The sequence below is a fragment of the Burkholderia arboris genome, assembly GCF_902499125.1.
Lineage (GTDB): Bacteria > Pseudomonadota > Gammaproteobacteria > Burkholderiales > Burkholderiaceae > Burkholderia > Burkholderia arboris.
The window spans coordinates 26979-46910 of record NZ_CABVPX010000034.1 but is presented as its reverse complement, the minus strand read 5'-3'; the positions used below and the strand labels follow the sequence as shown (position 1 = coordinate 46910).

Genomic DNA, 19932 nt, shown 5'->3' with positions numbered 1-19932 from the left:
CGATGGCACACGGCTTTCCCCTTCAGCTGCTGCTCGACCGTGCGCAGGAAGACCTCGACTCGGCCACGAAGCAGCTCGGCACCGCGCAGCGCGACCGCACCGCGGCGGCCGAACAGCTCGACGCGCTGCTGCACTACCGCGACGAATATCACGCCCGCTTCGCGCAATCCGCGCAAAGCGGGATGCCGGCCGGCAACTGGCGCAATTTCCAGGCGTTCATCGACACGCTCGACGCCGCGATCGCCCAGCAGCGCAACGTGCTCGCCGCGGCGGAGGTCCGCATCGACGAAGCCCGCCCGAACTGGCAGCAGAAGAAGCGCACCGTCGGCTCGTACGAAATCCTGCAGGCACGCGGCGTCGCGCAGGAAGCGACGCGCGAGGCCCGGCGCGAACAGCGCGACGCCGACGAACACGCCGCGAAGATCCTGCGCATGCGGGCCGACGCGGCCCGCTCGTCGTAACCGACCACCGCATTCGAACGAGAGAACCGTCATGCCACCCCTGCCCCTGCTCGGCGCGCTGATCGACACCGCCGGCGCCGCACTCAAGGCCGCCCGCGGCTCGGGTTCGTCCGCCGCCGGCAACGATGCGCCGGCGACCACGGCCGCCGTGCCGTTCGCGCAGACGCTGAAGCAAAGCGTCGTCACGCGTCGCGACGCGTCGAATCCCGCTACGCCCGATGCATCGACGACGCAGGCTGCGTCGAAACCGGCCGCCGGCACGAAGCCGTCCGGCACGGACGACGACAAGTCGACCGACGACGCGAACGCGACGACCAACCCCGACGCCGCCGCACTCGCCGCCGCTGCCGCCGTGCAGGCGCAGTTGCAGGCGCGCACGGACAACGCGACGCCTGCCGGCGCCCCCGCTGCCGCTGTTGCGGCCGCGGCGCAAAAGACGGCCGTGTCCGGCCAGCCCGATGCCACGGCGACGCTGACCGGTCAGGCGGCCAAGGATGCGGCCGCCGAGCCGACCGGCCCGGCGTCGAGCCGCGACGCGTTGCAAGCCGCGCTCGCCAAGCTGACGGGTGGCGCTGGCGCGATCGCGATGCCGGCGACCGGTACGTCCGCCGCCGCCCCGACCTCGGCGCCGGCAGCAACCGCATCGACCGCCGCCGCCGCCGCGCCGCTGACGCCGAAGGTGCCGACGTTCGACCGTACGCTCGCCGATGCGAAAGGCGCGCTCGCCTCCCAGCAGACGCCGACGCAGGCCACCGCGCAGGCGCTGCAGGCCGACGCGACCGCCCAGTCGGGTACGCAGCACGCACTCGCGGCAGCCAGCAATGCGACGGATCCGGCCGCCAGCGCGACGCTCGCGGCCGGCGCGACGGCCGCCGCCGCGGCGCAGGCGAACCTGCAGCTGTCGCCGGCCGCCGGTGCGATCGCCGCCGCCAACGCGCACGTGCTCGCCCCGCACGTCGGCACCGCCGACTGGACGGACGCGCTGAGCCAGAAGGTCGTGTTCCTGTCGAATGCACACCAGCAGAGCGCCGAGCTGACGCTCAATCCGCCCGATCTCGGGCCGCTGCAGGTCGTGCTGCGCGTCGCGGACAACCACGCGCACGCGCTGTTCGTGTCACAGCACGCGCAGGTGCGCGACGCGGTCGAAGCCGCGCTGCCGAAGCTGCGCGAAGCGATGGAAGCGGGCGGGCTCGGGCTCGGCAGCGCGACCGTCAGCGACGGCGGTTTCGCTTCGCAGCAGCAGAACCCGCAGCAGACCTTCGCCGGCGGCCAGTCGTCGCGGCGCGGGAACGGCGGATCGTCAGCCGTCGATGCACCGGCCGACGCTGCGCAATCCGCACCGGCCGCCGCGAGCGTGAGCCGCGCCGGCCTCGTCGATACGTTTGCCTGAGCATGGCCGCTGCCGTGCGCGCGCCGCGTTCAGCGGCCGTGCACCGCGGCAGCCGCCTCGCCGCGCGGCACACCGCCCTTGCGCGCCGCGACGATGAAATCCGCCGCGCGCTCGCCGATCATCACCGACGGCGCATTCGTGTTTCCGCCAACCAGCGTCGGCATCACCGACGCATCCACCACGCGCAGCCCTTCGACACCGCGCACGCGCAGTTGCGGATCCACGACCGCACGCGCATCCGAGCCCATCCGGCAGGTGCCGACCGGGTGATAGATCGTGTCGGCATGCGCGACGATCGTCGCGCGCAGCTCGGCTTCGCTCTGGTCCGCCCGCGTGTACAGCTCGCGCCCGCCCTGCGACGCGAGCGGCGCCTGCGACAGGATCCGGCGCATCGCCTGCGTGCCGCGCACGAGCAGGTCGAGATCGCGTGAATCGCTGAAGAAGCGCGGATCGATCAGCGGCGCGTCGCGCGCATCGCCGGTCGCGAGCGCGACCGTGCCGCGGCTGAACGGCCGCAGCGCGCACACGTGCAGCGAGTAGCCGAACCCCCAGTGCATCTTGCGGTTGTGGTCGTCGACGAGCGCCGTGCAAAAGTGCAGTTGCAGGTCGGGACGCTCGAGCGAAGGATCGCTCTTGATGAAGCCGCCGGCCTCCGCGACGTTGCTCGTCATCATCCCCGTGCGGCTCGAGAAATAGCGCGCGAGCGCGGGCGTCATCTTCGCGATTCCGCGCAGGCACACGCCGACCAGCTCCGACGAATTCACGCGCGTGTTGATGATGAAGTCGATGTGGTCGATCAGGTTCGTGCCGACGTCCGGCGCATCCTGCACGACCGCGATCCCGTGCCGGCGCAGTTGTTCCGCCGGGCCGATCCCCGAACACATCAGCAGTTGCGGCGAATTGAACGCGCCGGCCGACAGGATCACTTCCGCGCGCGCGCCGAGCGTCTCGACGCGGCCGTTGCGCGATACCGCGACGCCGACCGCGCGCTTGCCGTCGAAGCCGACGCGCAGCACCGTCGCGTCGGTGATCACGTGCAGGTTCGGCCGGTTGCGGCCGTAGATGTATGCGCGCGCCACGCTGCAGCGCGACCCGTCGCGGTGCGTGACCTGATAGAAGCCGACGCCTTCCTGCGTCGCGCCGTTGAAGTCGTCGTTCAGCGGATAGCCGGCTGCGTGCGCGGCCTGGATGAATCGTTCGGAGAACGGATTGCGAAAGCGCAGATCCGACACCGACAGCGGACCGTCCGCGCCGTGCCACGCGTCGGCGCCGCGTTGGTTGCCTTCCGCGCGGCGGAAATACGGCAGCACGTCCTGCCAGCCCCAGCCCGTCGCGCCGAGCTGCGCCCACTCGTCGTAGTCGCCCGGGTGGCCGCGCGTGTAGATCATCGCGTTGATCGCACTCGAGCCGCCCATCCCGCGCCCGCGCGGCTGGTAGCCGCGCCGCCCGCCGAGGCCCGGCTGCGGCACCGTCTCGTAGCCGTAGTTCGTGCCGAGCTTGTACGGCACCAGCGCCGCGATGCCGACCGGCATGTTGACCAGCAGGTTGCGCTCCGTATGCGAGCCGGCCTCGATCAGCGCGATCGTCGCATCGGGGCAGGCATCGGCGAGACGGCCTGCCAGGCTCGACCCGCCCGAACCGCCGCCGACGATGATGTAGTCGTATTGCATGTCACGTCTCCGTCGTGTCATGGAAGGCGCCCGGCACCGCCGCGCGACCGCGTCCCCTCTTGTAATGTTCGGGCATTGTAGGAATGGCCGCCGCGCACGCGGCGCGCGGATTCAAGAGCGATTCCTCTAAACGCCCGCGTGAACTAAATTTAAGATGTATCGATTCGCTTCGCACGATGCGTCGGCCGCGAGAAGCCGATCCGTCGCGAAACGGGACCGACGACGATGCAGCGCCAGGTTCTGCAGGCCGCGTGCCGACCGGGTAATCCGGATGCCATGCGCGCGGCCCGCATTTCATTTCAAACGGCTGCGTGCCCGGCGATGCTCGGCATCATGCGCGCAGTCGATCGAAATCGAACGGCACGCCTTGTCGCCGACCGTTTGGACGGTGGGTCGCCGCAGCGGCTCGACGCGCTGCGGCACGGATTGGCCAACCCGTCGCGCCGCCCTGCTTCGGTGCACCGGCGCGCGATCGCGCAACCGTGTCGCGCGCCCGGTCGTCGTCGCATGAAGGCGTGCGCCCATGCCGTGCGGCACGACCTTCGGACGCGGGCACCGTCGCGCGGATACGACGCCTGCCGCGCGCGGCAACCGGTTTTCGAGCACGCGTCGCATCCGGCCCCGCGCCGCGCGACCCGCATCACCCGATCCGCGTCGCCGCGCTCGCCGAGCGTGCGCGTGCGGCGTGACGGCCGGCCGACCAGCCAGGCCCAACTGGAGGAGACGACATGAAGAACGACCTGCCCGAACTGGCCCCGCAAGCACCGCCGTCGGTCGATGCGCTGACGTCGCTGCTGCACGACCAGCGCGCGGCGTATCTGCGCGCGCCGTACCCTGCGTGGGAGACCCGCGTGCAGCACCTGCGCGCGCTGCGCACGATGCTGATCGACCACTCGGATGCGCTCGCCGAAGCGATCAGCGCCGATTTCGGCCATCGCGCGAAGCAGGAAGTGCTGCTGTCGGAAATCTGGATGGCGAAGGAAGAGATCGACGACGCGCTGAAGCACGGCAAGCGCTGGATGAAGCCGATCCGCAAGCCGATGAACAAGTGGCTGCGACCGGCGCGCGCGAAGGTGATTCCGCAGCCGCTCGGCGTGGTCGGCATCGTCGTGCCGTGGAACTACCCGATACTGCTCGCGGCCGGCCCGCTGATCTGCGCGCTCGCGGCCGGCAACCGCGCGATCATCAAGATGTCCGAACTGACGCCGCGCACGTCGGCGCTGTTCGAGCAGCTCATCGGCAAGACCTTCACGCGCGACCACGTCGCGGTCGTGAACGGCGATGCGGAAGTCGGCGCTGCATTCAGCGGGCTGCCGTTCGATCATCTGCTGTTCACCGGCTCGACGCACGTCGGCCGCCACGTGATGCGTGCGGCCGCCGACAACCTCACGCCCGTCACGCTCGAGCTCGGCGGCAAGTCGCCGGCGATCGTCGGCCCGAATGCGCGCTTCGACGCGGCCGTCGATGCCATCGTCGCCGGCAAGACGCTGAACGCCGGCCAGACCTGCATCGCGCCCGACTACGTGCTGCTGCCGCGCGGGATGGAAGCCGCCTTCATCGAGCGCGCGCGGGCACGCTTCGCGAAGATGTATCCGGACCTGTCTGCGAACGGCGACTACACGACGATCGTGTCGCCGCGTCACTACGCGCGGCTGCAGCAACTCGCGAGCGATGCGCAGGCGGCCGGCGCGCAACTGCATCCGCTGTCCGACGCGCAGTCGGATCCCGCGTCGCGCCGCTTCGTGCCGTGCGCGGTCACGCAGGTGCCGGCCGCGTCGCAACTGATGCAGGAGGAAATCTTCGGGCCGCTGCTGCCGCTCGTGCCGTACGAGCGGCTCGACGAAGCGATCGCGTACGTCAATGCGCGCCCGCGTCCGCTCGCGCTGTACCTGTTCGACGAGGACAGCGGCACGGTCGACCGCGTCATGCGCGAAACGATCTCGGGCGGCGTATCGATCAACGAAACGCTGATGCACATCGCGTGCGGCAGCTTGCCGTTCGGCGGTGTCGGTGCGAGCGGCATGGGCGCGTACCACGGCTACGACGGCTTCGTGACGTTCTCGAAGATGAAGCCCGTGCTCACGCAGGCGCGCCTGAACGCGCGCAACCTGCTCGCGCCGCCGTACGGCAAGCGCTTCGCCGCGCTGATCAAGCTGATGCTGAAGTTCTGAGGTAGCCGCACCCGACGGGCCGCGCGCATCGCGCCGCGGCCCTTGCAAGCCTGCCGCGCGGCGTGGCTGCCGCGCATGCCGTCACACGGGCCAGAGCGGCCCTTCCTGCATCGCGCCGATCTGCTCGCGCAACTCGAGCACGCGCGCTTCCCAGTAACGATGCGTGTTGAACCACGGGAAGGCGGCCGGAAACGCGGGGTCGTCCCAACGCCGCGCGAGCCACGCCGCGTAATGGATCAGCCGCAGCGTGCGCAGCGCTTCGACCAGATGCAGCTCGCGCGGCTCGAATTCGCAGAAATCCTCGTAGCCGGCGAGCAGGTCCGCCAGCGCGCGCGACGCCCCTTCGCGATCGCCCGGCAGCAGCAGCCACAGATCCTGGATCGCCGGCGCCATCCGGCTGTCGTCGAAGTCGACGAAATGCGGGCCTGCATCGGTCCACAGCACGTTGCTCGGATGACAGTCGCCGTGCGTGCGCAGCAGGCGGATGTCGCCCGCGCGCTCGAATGCGGCCTCGACGCCTTCGAGCGCGAGCGCGGCCGCCGTCTCGTAGGCCGGCCGTACGTCATCCGGAATGAAATCGTGCGCGAGCAGGAAGTCGCGCGGCTCGTAGCCGAACGTGTTGAGGTCGAGCACGGGACGCGCGGCATACGGCTCGGTCGCGCCGACCGCATGGATCCGGCCGATGAAGCGGCCGAGCCATTCGAGCGTGTCGCTGCGGTCGAGATCGGGGGCACGTCCGCCGCGCCGCTCGAAGATCGAGAAGCGGAAGCCGTCGAACGCGTGCAGCGTGCGGCCGTCGAACGCGCGCGCGGGCACCGCCGGGATCTCGCGCGCGGCGAGTTCGGCGACGAACGCATGCTCTTCGAGAATCGCGTCGTCCGACCAGCGCGCCGGGCGATAGAACTTCGCGACGACCGGCGGGCCGTCTTCGATACCGGCCTGGTAGACGCGGTTTTCGTAGCTGTTGAGGGCGAGCAGGCGCCCGTCGGTGCGCAGGCCGGCCGGCATCAGCACGCTGTCGAGCGCATCGAGTACGCACTCGGGCGTGAGGCCGGCGAACGGCGGGCCGGCGGGAGAAGCGGGAGCGGAAGTGACGTCTTTCATGCCCCGCATTGTGCCGTCAGCGGAGCCGAAAGACGAGCATCCGGCACCGCGCGTACGCTCAGTGAAGCGCCGCGCCGGCCGGCAGCACGGATTCGCCGGTGTCGATCAGGTCCTCGAGAAAGAACGGCTCGGTGTTGAGTTCTTTCGACTCACCCGGCACGCCCGCGTACCAGGTCACCATGGCCATGTCGCCCAGGATGCGCTGGACGATGCCGCGCGCGCCCTTCGGCACCGCGATATGGGTAGTGCAGACAATCGACCCGACATGCATGATGGTTCCCCACTCTTGAATCTTGAAACCCGGCCCGCTGGCGAGCCGGCAAATGCGCGATCCGCGCCGCCCTCGACGGAGCGTTGCGCGTAATCCCATTGTTCACGGTTTATCGAAGCGCGAAAAGAAGAAGAAGCAGGCGAAGCGCCGCGAATTCGTCGAATGTCTCCAATCAACCACTGCACCGGGCACGTACTTGCCCACCCGGTTACCCCCATCATACCCTGTCGAATGTGACTGCCCGCCGAAACCGCCCGGCACCGTCTCGCCCGCGCGATCGACGCAACGCATGCATCGCGGGTCCGGTGTCCGGTCGCCCGGCGATTTCGTCTGACAGGGCCGCCGCCGAAAACCGGTCACGCGCCTCGCCTGCCCCCTGGATCGAACGCTTGCGCGCGCAGCGATCGGCGCGCCCGCGCCGCCGGCATCGCTGCAACACGTCGCACGCGATGCAAAGCGGCCGACAGTTGTTGCGCTCGATCCCTGCCTTGCGGTACCTTTTGCTTTCATTCGCGTTCAACCGCATTCCGACACGATGCATCCGCTCACGTCCGCCCTCGCAAAATCCCGGCCGCAGTTCGACTCGCGGCCGCAGGCGTGCGCACATCCGTCGGTCCTTCCTCCTCCTGTCGCACCGCCGCTCGTCTGCGCCGCGCCGCCGCCTCCGGCGGCACGCGCCGGCTGACCAGCCGGCATCCGTTTCGTCTTTCATTCGCCCCCGTTGGCTGCCGTTCGTGCGTCGTGACGCACGGCGTGTCGCTGCGCGTGCGGATGGAACGCTCCGATCCGTTCGACAGGTGGATTCACATGATTTCGTTCAAACGCGCGCTTGCCGCGCATGGCGCAACGTCGCTCTTCGTGCTGCTGTGGAGCAGCGGCGCGATCTTCTCTGAACTCGGTCTGCGTCACGCGTCCGCGTTCGCCTTTCTCACCGCACGTTTCGCACTCGCGTCGCTCGTGCTGCTCGCGCTGGCCGTGATGCGCAAACGCTGGCTGCCGCCGCGCGGCGAGCGGCGCATGGCCGCGCTGACCGGCCTGCTGATGATGGGCGGCTACTCGATCTTCTACCTGCTCGCACTCGAGCGCGGCATCGCACCCGGCGTGCTCGCAACGATCCTCGGCGTGCAGCCGATCCTCACGCTCGCAATCGTCGAGCGGCGCTGGCAGCCCATGCGCGTCGCGGGGCTTGCGCTGTCGCTGGCCGGGCTCGCGCTCGTCGTGTGCCGTGGCGCGAGCGGCGGTGCGGGCGGCCTGTCGGCGGCCGGCATCGCGTGTGCGCTCACCGCACTCGTCGCGCTGACTGCCGGCTCGCTGCTGCAAAAGCGCGTACGCGCGGCGCCCGCGGACGTGCTGCCGCTGCAGAATGCGATCGGCCTCGCGCTGTGCGTGGCGATCGTGCCGTTCCGGCCGGTGTCGTTCGAGGTCAGCTGGGCGTTCGTCGTGCCGCTGCTGTGGCTCGGCATCGTGATTTCGGTGATCGCGCAGTTGCTGTTCTACCGCTTGATGCAGCGCGGCGATCTCGTCAACGTGACGAGCCTGTTCTATCTCGTGCCCGTCGTCACCACGCTGATGGATGCCGTGTGGCTCGGCAACCGGCCGGAGCCGCTCGCGCTCGCCGGCATGGGCGCGATCATCGCGGGACTCGCGCTCGTGTTCCGCGTGTCGGCCGCCCGCGCGCAACCCGGGCGCGCATAAGCAGACGGGCCGCCGCGCCTGCGGGTGCGGCGCCCGGCATCGACACATGCGACCCTTCCGCGCAAATCGAAAGGAACGGGAAAGATGCGTGCAAGGCGTTCGTCTAACTTGCGGGAAAAATGCGCGATTCCCGCAGCTTTCCGCTGATTTTTAATGGTTCGGATAGCGAAAAGCGCCGCCGGTTGCCTATACTCGAATTGACCGCCCCGCTCGCAAACGGGTCGGACCAACACTAGAAACACCCGGCATGGGGCCGGAGTCGGCGCGGGCGCGCCGACTCCGGTCAACACCTGGAGACACGCATGACGACCTATTTCACGATCGGCGACTTCATCCTGTTGATTCCGATGGCGCTGGCCGGAGCGCTATTTCTCGGCGCGGTACCGTGCGCAACCGAATTCCGTCACAACCTGCTACGCGTGCTCGGCGTCATCCTTGGCGTCGGCGTCGCGGTGCTGCTCGTTGAAGGCCTGCCTGCGCTGATCTAGCGCGACTGCCCGCGTATCGCGCGCATCGCATCGCTGCACCGCAGCGATGCGATGTGTTGCGCGCAAGCCCGTGATACGGCACGCGATGTTGTTTCGCATGCCGTATCGACTATCGATCAGATCGCCTGATCGGTGGACGGCTTTTCCCACAGATTGATGCCGCCTTCGGTCGCGTAACGATCGATCTCCGCGAGTTCCTCCGCCGAGAATTCGAGGTTCTTCAGCGCGCCGACGTTTTCGCGCACCTGCTCCGCGCGGCTTGCGCCGATCAGCGCGGACGTCACGCGGCCATTGCGCAGCACCCACGCCAGCGCCATCTGCGCGAGGCTCTGCCCGCGCCGTTCGGCGATCGCGTTGAGCTTGCGCACGTGCTCGAGGTTGTCCGTGCTCAGGTGATCCTGCTTCAGCGAGCCGCCGCCCGGCTTGTTCACGCGCGCATCGGCCGGCACGCCGTTCAGGTACTTCGACGTGAGCAGGCCCTGCGCGAGCGGCGTGAACGCAATGCTGCCCGCGCCGACGTCGTCGAGCGTGCCGAGCAGCTCGCTCTCGATCCAGCGGTTCAGCATGTTGTACGACGGCTGGTGGATCAGCAGCGGCACGCGGTACTGCGCGAGCAGCTCGGCCATCTCGCGCGTCTTCGCGGCCGAATACGACGAGATGCCGATGTAGAGCGCCTTGCCCTGCTGCACGGCCGAGGCGAGCGCGCCCGCCGTTTCCTCGAGCGGCGTGTGCGCATCGAAGCGGTGCGAGTAGAAGATGTCGACGTAGTCGAGCCCCATCCGCTGCAGGCTCTGGTCGAGGCTCGCGAGCACGTACTTGCGCGACCCGCCGCCGCTGCCGTACGGCCCCGGCCACATGTCCCAGCCGGCCTTCGACGAGATCAGCAGCTCGTCGCGATACGGCCGGAAATCTTCCTTCAGCAGCCGGCCGAAGTTGGTTTCGGCGCTGCCGTACGGCGGCCCGTAGTTGTTCGCGAGGTCGAAGTGGTTGATGCCGAGGTCGAACGCGGTGCGCAGGATCTCGCGCTGCGTCGAGATCGGCGTCGAGTCGCCGAAGTTGTGCCACAGGCCGAGCGACAGGGCGGGCAGTTTGAGCCCGGATTTGCCGCAGGTGCGGTATTGCATGTCGGCATAACGTTCGGAAGCTGCTTCGTAGGCCATGAGTATTTCCCGTCGGGACGTCGGAGGGAGGGGCGCGCACCGGCCGCGCGGATCGCGCGGCGGCGGCGAAGAAAACGCACGACGGCTATGGTAACGAAGGCGACCGATGCGCGCACGGCGATGGACGCAACCGCGGTCGTCGCCTACACTGCGGCGTCTCGAATCACCGTTTCAGCGAGGTTGGTATGTCCCGGGTCATCTCGGTTGCACTGCTCGTCGGCGGCGTCGTGCTGCTGTACTTCGGCGGCCAGTCGTTCCATTCGATCAACGACAACGTGTCGCGCTTCTTCACCGGTTCGCCCGCGACGAAGACGATCCTGCTGATCGTCGGCGGCGCCGTCGCGTCGTTCGTCGGCCTGATCGGTCTCGCGATGCCGGGCGGCAAGCGCTGATCGCGCCTTCGCGCGACGCACGCACGGCCCGCGTCACGCGCGCGGGCCGCACCAAACGAAACGGGCGGCCAGGCCGCCCGTTGCTTCATTCGCCGACGATGCGCCGCATCGCCCGAGCCTCGCGGCGTCACCGCGCCGCCCGATCCGAACCTAGAACTGCACTTCCGGCTTCGACGCCGAGCGCGTGCCGGGCACCGGCCGGTTGCTCGCGCCGTGATACGTGTACACGAGCGAGAACTTCACCTGGTCGGAGCGGTTCTGCCCGGCCGAATGCAGCGTGTTGCTGTGGAAGAATACGACGTCGCCCGTCTGCAGCGACGGGCACGTGGCCGCGTCGATCATCTTGCGGTTCTCCGGCAGGTCGCTGCGGAAGAACTTCGCGTCGTCGAATGCTTCCGGCCCGAATTCGGCCGTATGCGAACCCGGCACGAGCCACAAAGCGCCGTTCTCGTTCGTTTCCGGCCCGAGCGCGAGCCACACCGACACCATGTCGGGACGCGCGAACGACCAGTAGCGAAAATCGCGATGCCAGCCGGTCAGGCTGCCGTAGGCGGGGTGCTTCGTCATCATGCAGTTGTGATGCGCGCGCGACAGCACGGGCTCTTCACCGAAATACTCGTGCATCCACGCGCCGATTTCGGGCGCGATCGCGCGTTCGGCGAACGCCGGATCGCGCGAGTACGCATCGAGCAGCCGCCGCACCGTGTGCCCGCCCGGCGCATGCTTCGACTCGGGTGCGCCCGGGTAGCGCAGGTCCGCCTCGAATTCGATCGGCTCGGCAGCCTCCCGCAACTGGCGCTCCGCGATCTGCCTGAGCGCCGCGCACTGCTGCTCGCCGACCAGGCCACGCGCGACGACAAAGCCGCGCTCGCGCAATTCCGCGACTTGCGCGCGGATCGATTCCGACTGCAATGGAGACGACATGGGATGCCAGACGTTTATTGTGTGAATGTGACGATTGTAAATCGGCGCCGGATGCCGCGAACAGCACCATTGTCGTGCGCAGGGGCATGCCAATCGCGGATTTGATCCGGCTCAAGGGAACTGTGCGTCGCGGCACCTGCCTCACCGACAGGCGGTATGCGGCACACGCCTTGTGGCACAAGGGTTTATCGCGACTTTTGCCCGTCATGAATCCCCTGTAGCCTGTCGCGGCCTGTCAAATCTGGCGGGCGCGGCGCGCAACGAGTTTCGGTAAGATCCGTTGCGCCATCCGAGGCCGTTCATACCAGTGCGCTCTCAAGGGCGCCATCCATACAAGCGAAGCATCGTTCACATGCCATTCCGTCTGACTTCCCGTCTCAGCCGCGCTGCGAAGCGCGTCGTGCCGTCGGCCCCTGCCCGCTCGCTGCGCCATCACCGCGCCCGCACGCAGGCACTGGCCGAGCGTACGCACGCACACAGCCGGCTGGACGGCATCCGTGCGTGGTTCCACGCGTTTTTCTCGATGATGAGCGCGCAGGCGTTCGCACGCCGCGCCGGCCTGCGCTCGCTGCTGCAGAAGCCGTCGTCGCTGCGCGCGCTCGCGCTGCGCCGCACGCTCGGCCCGCAGCGCCGCGTCAACCGCCCGCGCCGGCTTGCCGCCAGCAACGGCTGGTTCGGGTTCGGCGCACGCTGAACGCGCATCGGCGGGCCCGGCCCGCGATGATCGCCGCCGTTGCGGCGGCGATCGAAACCCATAAAAAAACCCCGGCTAGCCGGGGTTTTTCATTTGGCGCGAACGACGCTTACGCGACGCGTGCCGTCGGCTCGACGCCGGCCGCTTCGGCCAGGGCGAGCGCCTTGTCGGTCGCTTCCCACGAGAATTCCGGCTCTTCGCGGCCGAAGTGGCCGTAGGCGGCGGTCTTCTCGTAGATCGGACGCAGCAGGTCGAGCATCTTGATGATGCCCTTCGGACGCAGGTCGAAATGCTCGCGCACGAGCTTCGTGATCACCGCGTCCGACACGCGGCCCGTGCCGAACGTGTTGACCATCACCGAGGTCGGCTCGGCGACGCCGATCGCGTACGACACCTGGATCAGCGCGCGCGACGCGAGGCCGGCGGCGACGATGTTCTTCGCGACGTAGCGGCCTGCGTACGCAGCCGAACGGTCGACCTTCGACGGATCCTTGCCCGAGAACGCGCCGCCGCCGTGCGGTGCGGCACCGCCGTACGTGTCGACGATGATCTTGCGGCCGGTCAGGCCGCAATCGCCCTGCGGGCCGCCGATCACGAACCGGCCGGTCGGGTTCACGAGGAACTTGATGTCGCCCTTGATCAGGTCGGCCGGCAGCGTCGGCTTGATGATTTCCTCGATCACGGCTTCGCGCAGCGCCGGCAGTTCGATGTCCGGTGCGTGCTGCGTCGACAGCACGACGGTGTCGATCGAATCGGGCTTGCCGTCGACGTAGCGGACCGTCACCTGCGATTTCGCGTCCGGACGCAGCCATTGCAGGCGGCCGTCGCGGCGCAGGCTGGCCTGGCGCTCGACGAGGCGGTGCGACAGGTAGATCGGCAGCGGCATCAGTTCCGGCGTTTCGTCGCACGCATAGCCGAACATCAGGCCCTGGTCGCCCGCGCCCTGATCCAGGTTGTCGTCGTGTGCACGATCGACACCCTGCGCGATGTCCGGCGACTGCTTGTCGTACGCGACGAGCACCGCGCAGCCCTTGTAGTCGATGCCGTAGTCGGTGTTGTCGTAGCCGATGCGCTTGATGGTGTCGCGCGCGATCTGGATGTAATCGATGTTGGCCGTCGTGGTGATTTCACCGGCCAGAACGACGAGACCCGTGTTGCACAGCGTTTCGGCCGCAACGCGGGAATATTTGTCCTGCTCGAGGATGGCGTCGAGAATCGCGTCCGAGATTTGGTCCGCGACTTTGTCCGGATGGCCTTCGGAGACGGATTCGGACGTGAAGAGATAATCGTTTGCCACTTTTTCAGGCTCCTGTGTGGTTACGGGTGGTTTCACGTAGCCAGCTTCGTTGGGCCTGAAGCGGCGACGCTTTAGCGGAATACCAGGACCGGGCAGTGCGTGTGGCACCAACCGGCTTCGCCCCGCAAGTTGTCAGTTAACTCGGCGAAGCCCGTATTATAGCGGCTTTCCTGAATTGTCACAGAGCGCCGCCCGTGCTGCATCTTCCGCTGTTTTACCACCCTGTTCTCGACATGCCGGCCAGCCGGTCCCATGGAGGTTTCGCATGCTAGGTCGTCTAGCCACGCACCTCGCCATCGGCTTGCTGAAACTGCTCGCCCTGCTGCCGTACGGCCTGACCGCACGGTTCGGCGATGGTCTCGGCTGGCTGCTGTACCAGATCCCCAGCCGGCGAAAACGCATCGTACACACCAATCTGAAACTCTGCTTCCCGGACTGGAGCGACGCGCGGCGCGAGGAAGTGGCGGGGAAACATTTCCGCCATGCGATCCGCAGCTACGTCGAACGCAGCTACCAGTGGTTCGCGTCGGAAGCGGCCTATCGCAAGCTGTTTACGGTCGAGAGCGAGATCGACCTCACCGATCCGGACATGCCGCCGACGCTGCTGCTCGGTTTCCATTTCGTCGGCATCGAGGCTGGTTCGATGGCGATCAATCTCGCGCTCGACCGGCCGTGCGGCTCGCTCTACACGCCGATGAAGAGCCCGGAAATCGAAGCCGCCGCCAAAGCCGGCCGCAGCCGTTTCGGCGCGGAACTCGCGAGCCGGGCCGACAACGCGCGTACCGTGCTGCGCTGGCTGCGCGACCGCAAGCCGGTGATGCTCGGCGCCGACATGGACTACGGGTTGCGCAACTCGACGTTCGTGCCCTTCTTCGGCGTGCCGGCCTGCACGCTGACGGCCGTCGGCCGGTTCGCCAAGACGGGCCACGCGCAGGTCGTGCCGTTCATCGGCGAGGTGCTGCCGAACTACAAGGGCTACCGTCTGAAGGTATTCAAGCCGTGGGATAACTACCCGACCGGCGACGACGATCTCGACGCGCGGCGGATGAACGCATTCCTCGAGGAACAGATCCCGCTGATACCCGAGCAGTACTACTGGGTTCACAAGCGCTTCAAGACGCGCCCGCCCGGCGAGCCGAGCCTGTACTGACCCTGCCGCGAGACGTTCGCAGGTGCGCCGTCAGGTGCGCGCCTGCGCTCTCGCCACCTTCGGCGCGCCTTTCGCGCGCGCCCGCCACAGATCGTGGGCCGACTGCTGCGCGAGCCACAGATCGGCCCGTCCCCCGTTTTCCTCGCCGAGCCACGCTTCGAGGCGCAGCGCCATTTCCGGCGAAATGCCGGCATGGCCGTGCAGGATCCGCGACAGCGCGGCGCGTGTCACGCCGAGCTGCGATGCGGCCTCGGTGACAGTCAGGCCAAGCGCCGGCAGCACGTCGTCGCGCAGCGTTTCGCCCGGATGGGGCGGATTGAAGATGCGGGTCATGGCTTGAATCACCTCAGTGGCAGTCCTGGTAATCGACCAGAACGACGTCGGGGCCCTCGAACCGGAATGTCAGCCGCCAGTTGCCGTTGACGCCGACTGCGTCATATCCGTCCACCCCGCCCGCGAGACCGTGAAAACGCCAGCCGGGCACGTTCATGTCGTGCGGCATGCCGGCGGCATCGAGACGCGCCAGCATGCGCCGCAGCCTGGGCGCGTGATCGGGCCGAATGCCGGCCTGGCTCCCGGTAACGAAAAACGCTTCCAGTCCCTTGTGTACCCATGTACTTGATCATGGGCCTCCCACACTCGAGCGCGATGTCGACAGCATGGCCCGAATGTGTATAGCCAGACTATACGAATCGCCGGATTTCCTTGCCAATTTGACCGGTACGAAAACACACGTCCGGGTCGCCCAACCCTGCGTCGTGCATCGGGCACGCATCGCCAGCCCCGCCTCCGCTGCGGCTGCGCCCGCTGCACCACGCCAATTTGTCCGCTCGCCACGTCCCCGACCAGTCGACCGATCGACAGATGCCGCCCGCCCGGCCTGCCGGGGCAACCCGAAGCATCGCCCCCCGCGCAGGACGCCCCTGTCGGCTGCATGTATCATTTGCGGTTGAGATCTGCACGACGAACGAAGCCGCCCGGCATGGCCGCCGGCCGTTCACGCCGTGCCGACCGCCTTGTTCGTCATGGAATTCCGGACCCAGTGAAACTCTCGTTCACCAAGATGCACGGCGCGGGCAACGACTTCGTCGTGCTCGACGGCTATTCGCGCGCGTTGCCGCCGCTCACCGCAGCGCAGGTGCGCGCACTCGCCAACCGCCACTTCGGCATCGGCGCCGACCAGCTGCTGCTCGTCGAAAAACCGACCGTCGACGGTGCGGATTTCAAGTACCGGATCTTCAATTGCGACGGCGGCGAGGTCGAGCACTGCGGCAACGGCGCGCGCTGCTTCGTGAAATTCGTCAGCGACCGCGGCCTGACCGACAAGCGCAGCGTGCGCGTGCAGGTCATGAAGGGCCTGATCACACTGACGCTGCAGGACAACGGCGAAGTCGTCGTCGACATGGGTGCGCCCGTGTTCGCGCCGGCGCAGGTGCCGTTCGACGCGTCGGGCCTCGACGGCCGCACGGAGGGCCGCGACACGCTGTGGCCGCTCGACGTCGGCGGCGCGACGCGCTGGATCTCGACGGTGTCGATGGGCAATCCGCACGCGGTGCAGGTCGTCGACGATGCCGAAGCGTATCCGGTGCTGGAAGAAGGCCCGCGGATCGAACGCCATGCCCGCTTCCCGCAGCGCGTGAACGCCGGCTTCATGCAGATCGTGTCGCGCAACGAAGTGAGGCTGCGCGTGTACGAACGCGGCGCGGGCGAAACGCTCGCGTGCGGCACCGGTGCATGCGCGGCGGTCGCGGCCGGCATCCGGCGCGGCCTGCTCGATTCGCCCGTGACCGTGCACACGCACGGCGGCACGCTGACGATCGGCTGGGACGGCGCGCGCGACGAAGCCGCCGCGCTGATGATGGCCGGCCCCGCCGCGACCGTGTTCGAAGGCGAGATCGACCTGAACGCCTGACCCTGCAACGTCCTTGATAACTGAACGCGCCAGCCACATGAACGATCGCGAAGTCGCCGACTACCTGCTCGCCAATCCCGAATTCTTCGCGCAGCACGCCGAACTGCTCGCGACGATCCGTCTCGCGAACCCGCACGGCAAGGCCGCGATCTCGCTGCAGGAGCGGCAGATGGAGATGCTGCGCGACAAGAACAAGCATCTCGAGCGCCGGCTCGCCGAGCTCGTGCGCTACGGCCACGAGAACGACAGCCTGTCCGCGAAGTTCAGCCGCTGGACCGCACGCGTGATCGCGGAGCGCGATCCGTACGCGCTGCCGCGCACGATCGCCGACGGCATCGCCGACGTGTTCGACGTGCCGCAGACGGCGCTGCGCGTGTGGGACGTCGCCGACACCTACGCGCAAGCCGACTTCGCCCGCCAGGTCGGCGAGGAAGTGCGCCTGTTCACGAACGGGCTGTCGACGCCGTATTGCGGCGCGAACACGGGCTTCGAAGCCGCGCAGTGGCTCGCGCCCGCGGTTGCCGCACCGGCCGAGAATGCGGCGGAAGGCGCCGAAGCCGCACCGGCCGGCGACGGCTCGGCCACGTCGGTCGCGCTGCTCGCGCTGCGTGCGCCGCTCGCCGGCACCGATGCGCCGGCGTTCGGCCTGCTGGTACTCGGCTCGCCCGATCCGCGCCGCTTCCACGACGGGATGGCCACCGACTTCCTCGCGCAGATCGCGACGCTCGCGAGCGCCGCGCTCACGCGCCTGCTGCCGCACTGATCCGCCGCACGCGATGACAGACGATCCGATCGCCGCCTACCTGTCGAACCTGAAGCACATCAGGCAGCTGTCGGAACACACGCTGCGCGCGTACACGCACGAACTCGACGAGCTGAAGAAGCTCGCGGCCGGCCGGCCGCTCGACACGCTGACCGCAGCCGACATGCGCGGCGCGGTCGCGCGCGCGCATGCGGGCGGACTGTCCGCGCGATCGATCTCGCACCGGCTGTCCGCGTGGCGCGCGTTCTACCGCTGGCTCGCGCAGCGCATCGAAATGCCCGCGAACCCGGTGGCCGCGGTGCGCGCACCGAAACGCCCGAAGACCTTGCCGAAGGCGCTGTCGGTCGACGATGCGTCCGCGCTGATGGACGCGCCGCTCGCCGGCACGACCGAAAGCCTCCGCGATCACGCGATCCTCGAGCTGTTCTATTCCTCGGGGCTGCGCCTCGCCGAGCTGATCGGCCTCGACGTGATGTACACGCAGGCCGACGGCTACCGGTCGGCCGGCTGGCTCGATCTCGCCGAAGCCGAAGTCACCGTGCGCGGCAAGGGCAACAAGGAGCGCAAGGTGCCGGTCGGCCGCAAGGCGATCGACGCGTTGAACGCGTGGCTCGCGGTGCGCGGCGAATTCGTGAAGCACGACCCGCATCCGTTGTTCGTGTCGGTGCGCGGCAACCGGATGTCGCCGGGCGTCGTACGCGAGCGCGTGAAGCGCGCGGCGCTCGCCGCGGGCATTCCCGCCAACGTCCATCCGCACGTGCTGCGCCACTCGTTCGCAACGCACGTGCTGCAGTCGAGCGGCGACCTGCGCGCGGTGCAGGAACTGCTCGGCCACGCGAGCGTCGCCGCGACGCAGGTCTATACGTCGCTCGACTTCCAGCATCTCGCGAAGATTTACGACAGCGCGCATCCGCGCGCGAAGAAGCGCGACTGACGCGCCTCCCGTGTTACCCGCCGCGTGCGGCGGCCGGCAACGGCCGGCGTCGCGCACGGCCCATTTCGATCTCATCATGCAAACCGTCACCCTCAAGCCGTCCAAGGAAAAATCGCTGCTGCGCCGCCACCCGTGGGTCTATGCGAACGCGATCGACCGTGTCGACGGCAAGCCCGCGCCCGGCGCGACCGTGCTCGTGCGCGCGCACGACGGCCGCTTCCTCGCGCGCGGCGCGTACAGCCCGCAGTCGCAGATCCGCGTGCGCGTGTGGAGCTTCGACGAGAACGAGCCGATCGATCACGCGTTCTTCAAGCGCCGCGTGCAGCGCGCGGTCGCGCACCGCACGACGATGGTGTCGGGCACGGGCGCGGTGCGGCTCGTGTTCGGCGAAGCCGACGGGCTGCCGGGCCTGATCGTCGACTACTACGTCGCCGATACCGCCGAAGCCGGCGCCGCGCCGCGCGGCCAGCTCGTCTGCCAGTTCATGGCCGCGGGCGTCGAAGCGTGGAAAGACGCGATCGTCGCGGCGCTCACCGGCGCGACCGGCTGCCCGAACGTGTACGAGCGCTCGGACGTGTCGATCCGCGACAAGGAAGGGCTCGAACAGACGACCGGCGTGCTGGCCGGCGATGCGCCGCCCGCGACGCTGATCTCGAACGAAAACGGCGTGCGCTATCACGTCGACGTGCCGAACGGCCACAAGACGGGCTTCTACGTCGACCAGCGCGACAACCGCGCGCTCGTCGCACAGTACGCGGCCGACCGCGACGTGCTGAACTGCTTCTGCTACACGGGCGGCTTCTCGCTCGCGGCGCTCAAGGGCGGCGCAAAACGCGTCGTGTCGATCGACTCGTCGGGCGATGCGCTCGCGCTCGCGCAGCAGAACGTCGTCGCCAACGGCTTCGACGCCGAACGCGCGACCTGGCTCGACGCCGATGCGTTCAAGACGCTGCGCCGACTCGTCGACGAAGGCGAGCGTTTCGACCTGATCGTGCTCGATCCGCCGAAGTTCGCGCCGACCCGCGACAGCGTCGATCGCGCGGCGCGCGCGTACAAGGACATCAACCTGAGCGGCTTCAAGCTGCTGCGTCCGGGCGGCCTGCTGTTCACGTACTCGTGTTCGGGCGCGATCGACATGGACCTGTTCCAGAAGATCGTCGCGGGCGCGGCCGCCGACGCGAAAGTCGACGCGCGCATCCTGAAGCGGCTCGGCGCGGGCGTCGATCACCCGCTGCTCGCCGCGTTCCCGGAAGGCGAATATCTGAAGGGCCTGCTGTTGCAAATCGTCTGATCGCCCCGATCTTGGCGGACACCCCTGTCCGCCGGCCCCGCCTGTCGGGCCCGCGCTTTCGCCTGTCGTTCGGACGACGGGCGGGGGCTTGACAGGTATGTTTCAATGAATGGTTGTGCGCCCCGGCTCGCAGCGCGAGGGCGCGACGCACATCCTGGTTTTGAC

Annotated in this window: 20 protein-coding genes and 1 pseudogene; 13 read left to right on the top strand and 8 right to left on the bottom strand. The window is 68.4% G+C overall.

From position 1 onward, the window contains the following. Positions 1 to 2: 2 nt before the first annotated feature. Together fliJ and BLA15945_RS30795 are read left to right on the top strand one after the other, a co-directional pair. Complete coding sequence (gene fliJ / locus BLA15945_RS30800; protein WP_174994156.1) at positions 3 to 461, top strand: flagellar export protein FliJ; 459 nt, start codon at positions 3 to 5, stop codon at positions 459 to 461. A gap of 31 nt (positions 462 to 492) precedes the next feature. Next, the gene (locus BLA15945_RS30795) at positions 493 to 1851 is read left to right on the top strand and encodes a flagellar hook-length control protein FliK (protein WP_174994155.1); all 1359 of its coding nucleotides are present in this window, start codon (positions 493 to 495) and stop codon (positions 1849 to 1851) included. 29 nt (positions 1852 to 1880) lie between these two features. Here BLA15945_RS30795 and BLA15945_RS30790 read toward each other — a convergent pair whose 3' ends face one another. Then, positions 1881 to 3521, bottom strand: a complete 1641-nt coding sequence (locus BLA15945_RS30790; protein ID WP_059232939.1) for a GMC family oxidoreductase — start codon at positions 3519 to 3521, stop codon at positions 1881 to 1883. 225 nt (positions 3522 to 3746) lie between these two features. On the opposite strand from BLA15945_RS30790, the gene BLA15945_RS30785 reads away from it, so the two are divergent. Then, the gene (locus BLA15945_RS30785) at positions 3747 to 4253 is read left to right on the top strand and encodes a hypothetical protein (protein WP_174994154.1); all 507 of its coding nucleotides are present in this window, start codon (positions 3747 to 3749) and stop codon (positions 4251 to 4253) included. Continuing rightward, positions 4250 to 5692 carry a coniferyl aldehyde dehydrogenase gene (locus BLA15945_RS30780; protein WP_059232938.1) on the top strand — a complete coding sequence of 481 codons (1443 nt, stop codon included), beginning with the start codon at positions 4250 to 4252 and terminating at the stop codon, positions 5690 to 5692. The genes BLA15945_RS30785 and BLA15945_RS30780 overlap by 4 nt, the downstream gene beginning before the upstream one ends. An 81-nt stretch (positions 5693 to 5773) precedes the next feature. Here the strand turns inward: BLA15945_RS30780 and BLA15945_RS30775 are convergent, their stop codons facing one another. Both BLA15945_RS30775 and BLA15945_RS30770 read right to left on the bottom strand, forming a co-directional pair. After that, positions 5774 to 6796 (bottom strand): serine/threonine protein kinase, encoded by a 1023-nt coding sequence (locus BLA15945_RS30775; protein ID WP_404823620.1) that lies wholly within the window; start codon positions 6794 to 6796, stop codon positions 5774 to 5776. Positions 6797 to 6854: 58 nt separating this feature from the next. Next, on the bottom strand, positions 6855 to 7067 hold the full coding sequence (locus tag BLA15945_RS30770) for a hypothetical protein (RefSeq protein ID WP_004198969.1): 213 nt from the start codon (positions 7065 to 7067) through the stop codon (positions 6855 to 6857). Between the two features lie 807 nt (positions 7068 to 7874). Between BLA15945_RS30770 and BLA15945_RS30765 the strand changes: the two genes are divergently transcribed. Beyond that, the gene (locus BLA15945_RS30765; RefSeq protein WP_174994153.1) at positions 7875 to 8762 is read left to right on the top strand and encodes a DMT family transporter; all 888 of its coding nucleotides are present in this window, start codon (positions 7875 to 7877) and stop codon (positions 8760 to 8762) included. A 302-nt stretch (positions 8763 to 9064) separates the two neighbouring features. Then, entirely contained in the window at positions 9065 to 9250 is a 186-nt protein-coding gene (locus BLA15945_RS30760) for a hypothetical protein (RefSeq protein ID WP_011353526.1), read from the top strand. 116 nt (positions 9251 to 9366) lie between these two features. Here the strand turns inward: BLA15945_RS30760 and mgrA are convergent, their stop codons facing one another. Then, complete coding sequence (gene mgrA, locus BLA15945_RS30755; RefSeq protein ID WP_059232936.1) at positions 9367 to 10410, bottom strand: L-glyceraldehyde 3-phosphate reductase; 1044 nt, start codon at positions 10408 to 10410, stop codon at positions 9367 to 9369. 185 nt (positions 10411 to 10595) lie between these two features. Here mgrA and BLA15945_RS30750 point away from each other — a divergent pair, with 185 nt between their 5' ends. After that, positions 10596 to 10802 (top strand): DUF3185 family protein, encoded by a 207-nt coding sequence (locus BLA15945_RS30750; protein ID WP_006477510.1) that lies wholly within the window; start codon positions 10596 to 10598, stop codon positions 10800 to 10802. Positions 10803 to 10952: 150 nt separating this feature from the next. Here BLA15945_RS30750 and BLA15945_RS30745 read toward each other — a convergent pair whose 3' ends face one another. Beyond that, positions 10953 to 11726, bottom strand: coding sequence for a phytanoyl-CoA dioxygenase family protein (locus BLA15945_RS30745; RefSeq protein ID WP_059232935.1), 774 nt, complete (start codon positions 11724 to 11726; stop codon positions 10953 to 10955). A 352-nt stretch (positions 11727 to 12078) separates the two neighbouring features. Here BLA15945_RS30745 and BLA15945_RS30740 point away from each other — a divergent pair, with 352 nt between their 5' ends. Next, positions 12079 to 12420, top strand: a complete 342-nt coding sequence (locus BLA15945_RS30740; RefSeq protein ID WP_059232934.1) for a hypothetical protein — start codon at positions 12079 to 12081, stop codon at positions 12418 to 12420. A 109-nt stretch (positions 12421 to 12529) separates the two neighbouring features. Here BLA15945_RS30740 and metK read toward each other — a convergent pair whose 3' ends face one another. Continuing rightward, a complete protein-coding gene (metK, locus tag BLA15945_RS30735; RefSeq protein WP_006482984.1) occupies positions 12530 to 13717 on the bottom strand; it encodes a methionine adenosyltransferase in 1188 nt (395 codons plus the stop codon). Positions 13718 to 13982: 265 nt separating this feature from the next. Between metK and BLA15945_RS30730 the strand changes: the two genes are divergently transcribed. Further along, positions 13983 to 14867: a lipid A biosynthesis lauroyl acyltransferase gene (locus tag BLA15945_RS30730; RefSeq protein ID WP_059232933.1), complete on the top strand. Its 885-nt coding sequence runs from the start codon at positions 13983 to 13985 to the stop codon at positions 14865 to 14867. A 30-nt stretch (positions 14868 to 14897) separates the two neighbouring features. Here BLA15945_RS30730 and BLA15945_RS30725 read toward each other — a convergent pair whose 3' ends face one another. Beyond that, positions 14898 to 15200, bottom strand: a complete 303-nt coding sequence (locus BLA15945_RS30725) for a HigA family addiction module antitoxin (protein ID WP_059232932.1) — start codon at positions 15198 to 15200, stop codon at positions 14898 to 14900. A gap of 13 nt (positions 15201 to 15213) precedes the next feature. Then, positions 15214 to 15483: pseudogene (locus tag BLA15945_RS30720) on the bottom strand (type II toxin-antitoxin system RelE/ParE family toxin); the annotation flags it as partial. Positions 15484 to 15909: 426 nt separating this feature from the next. Between BLA15945_RS30720 and dapF the strand changes: the two are divergent. The 4 genes from dapF to BLA15945_RS30700 all read left to right on the top strand — a co-directional run bounded on the left by dapF (position 15910) and on the right by BLA15945_RS30700 (position 19767). Next, on the top strand, positions 15910 to 16779 hold the full coding sequence (dapF, locus tag BLA15945_RS30715; RefSeq protein ID WP_174994152.1) for a diaminopimelate epimerase: 870 nt from the start codon (positions 15910 to 15912) through the stop codon (positions 16777 to 16779). A gap of 37 nt (positions 16780 to 16816) precedes the next feature. Then, the gene (locus BLA15945_RS30710) at positions 16817 to 17542 is read left to right on the top strand and encodes a DUF484 family protein (RefSeq protein WP_174994151.1); all 726 of its coding nucleotides are present in this window, start codon (positions 16817 to 16819) and stop codon (positions 17540 to 17542) included. Between the two features lie 13 nt (positions 17543 to 17555). Further along, positions 17556 to 18476: a tyrosine recombinase XerC gene (gene xerC, locus BLA15945_RS30705; protein ID WP_059232928.1), complete on the top strand. Its 921-nt coding sequence runs from the start codon at positions 17556 to 17558 to the stop codon at positions 18474 to 18476. A 76-nt stretch (positions 18477 to 18552) separates the two neighbouring features. Next, positions 18553 to 19767 carry a class I SAM-dependent rRNA methyltransferase gene (locus BLA15945_RS30700; protein WP_059236576.1) on the top strand — a complete coding sequence of 405 codons (1215 nt, stop codon included), beginning with the start codon at positions 18553 to 18555 and terminating at the stop codon, positions 19765 to 19767. Positions 19768 to 19932: the final 165 nt, after the last annotated feature.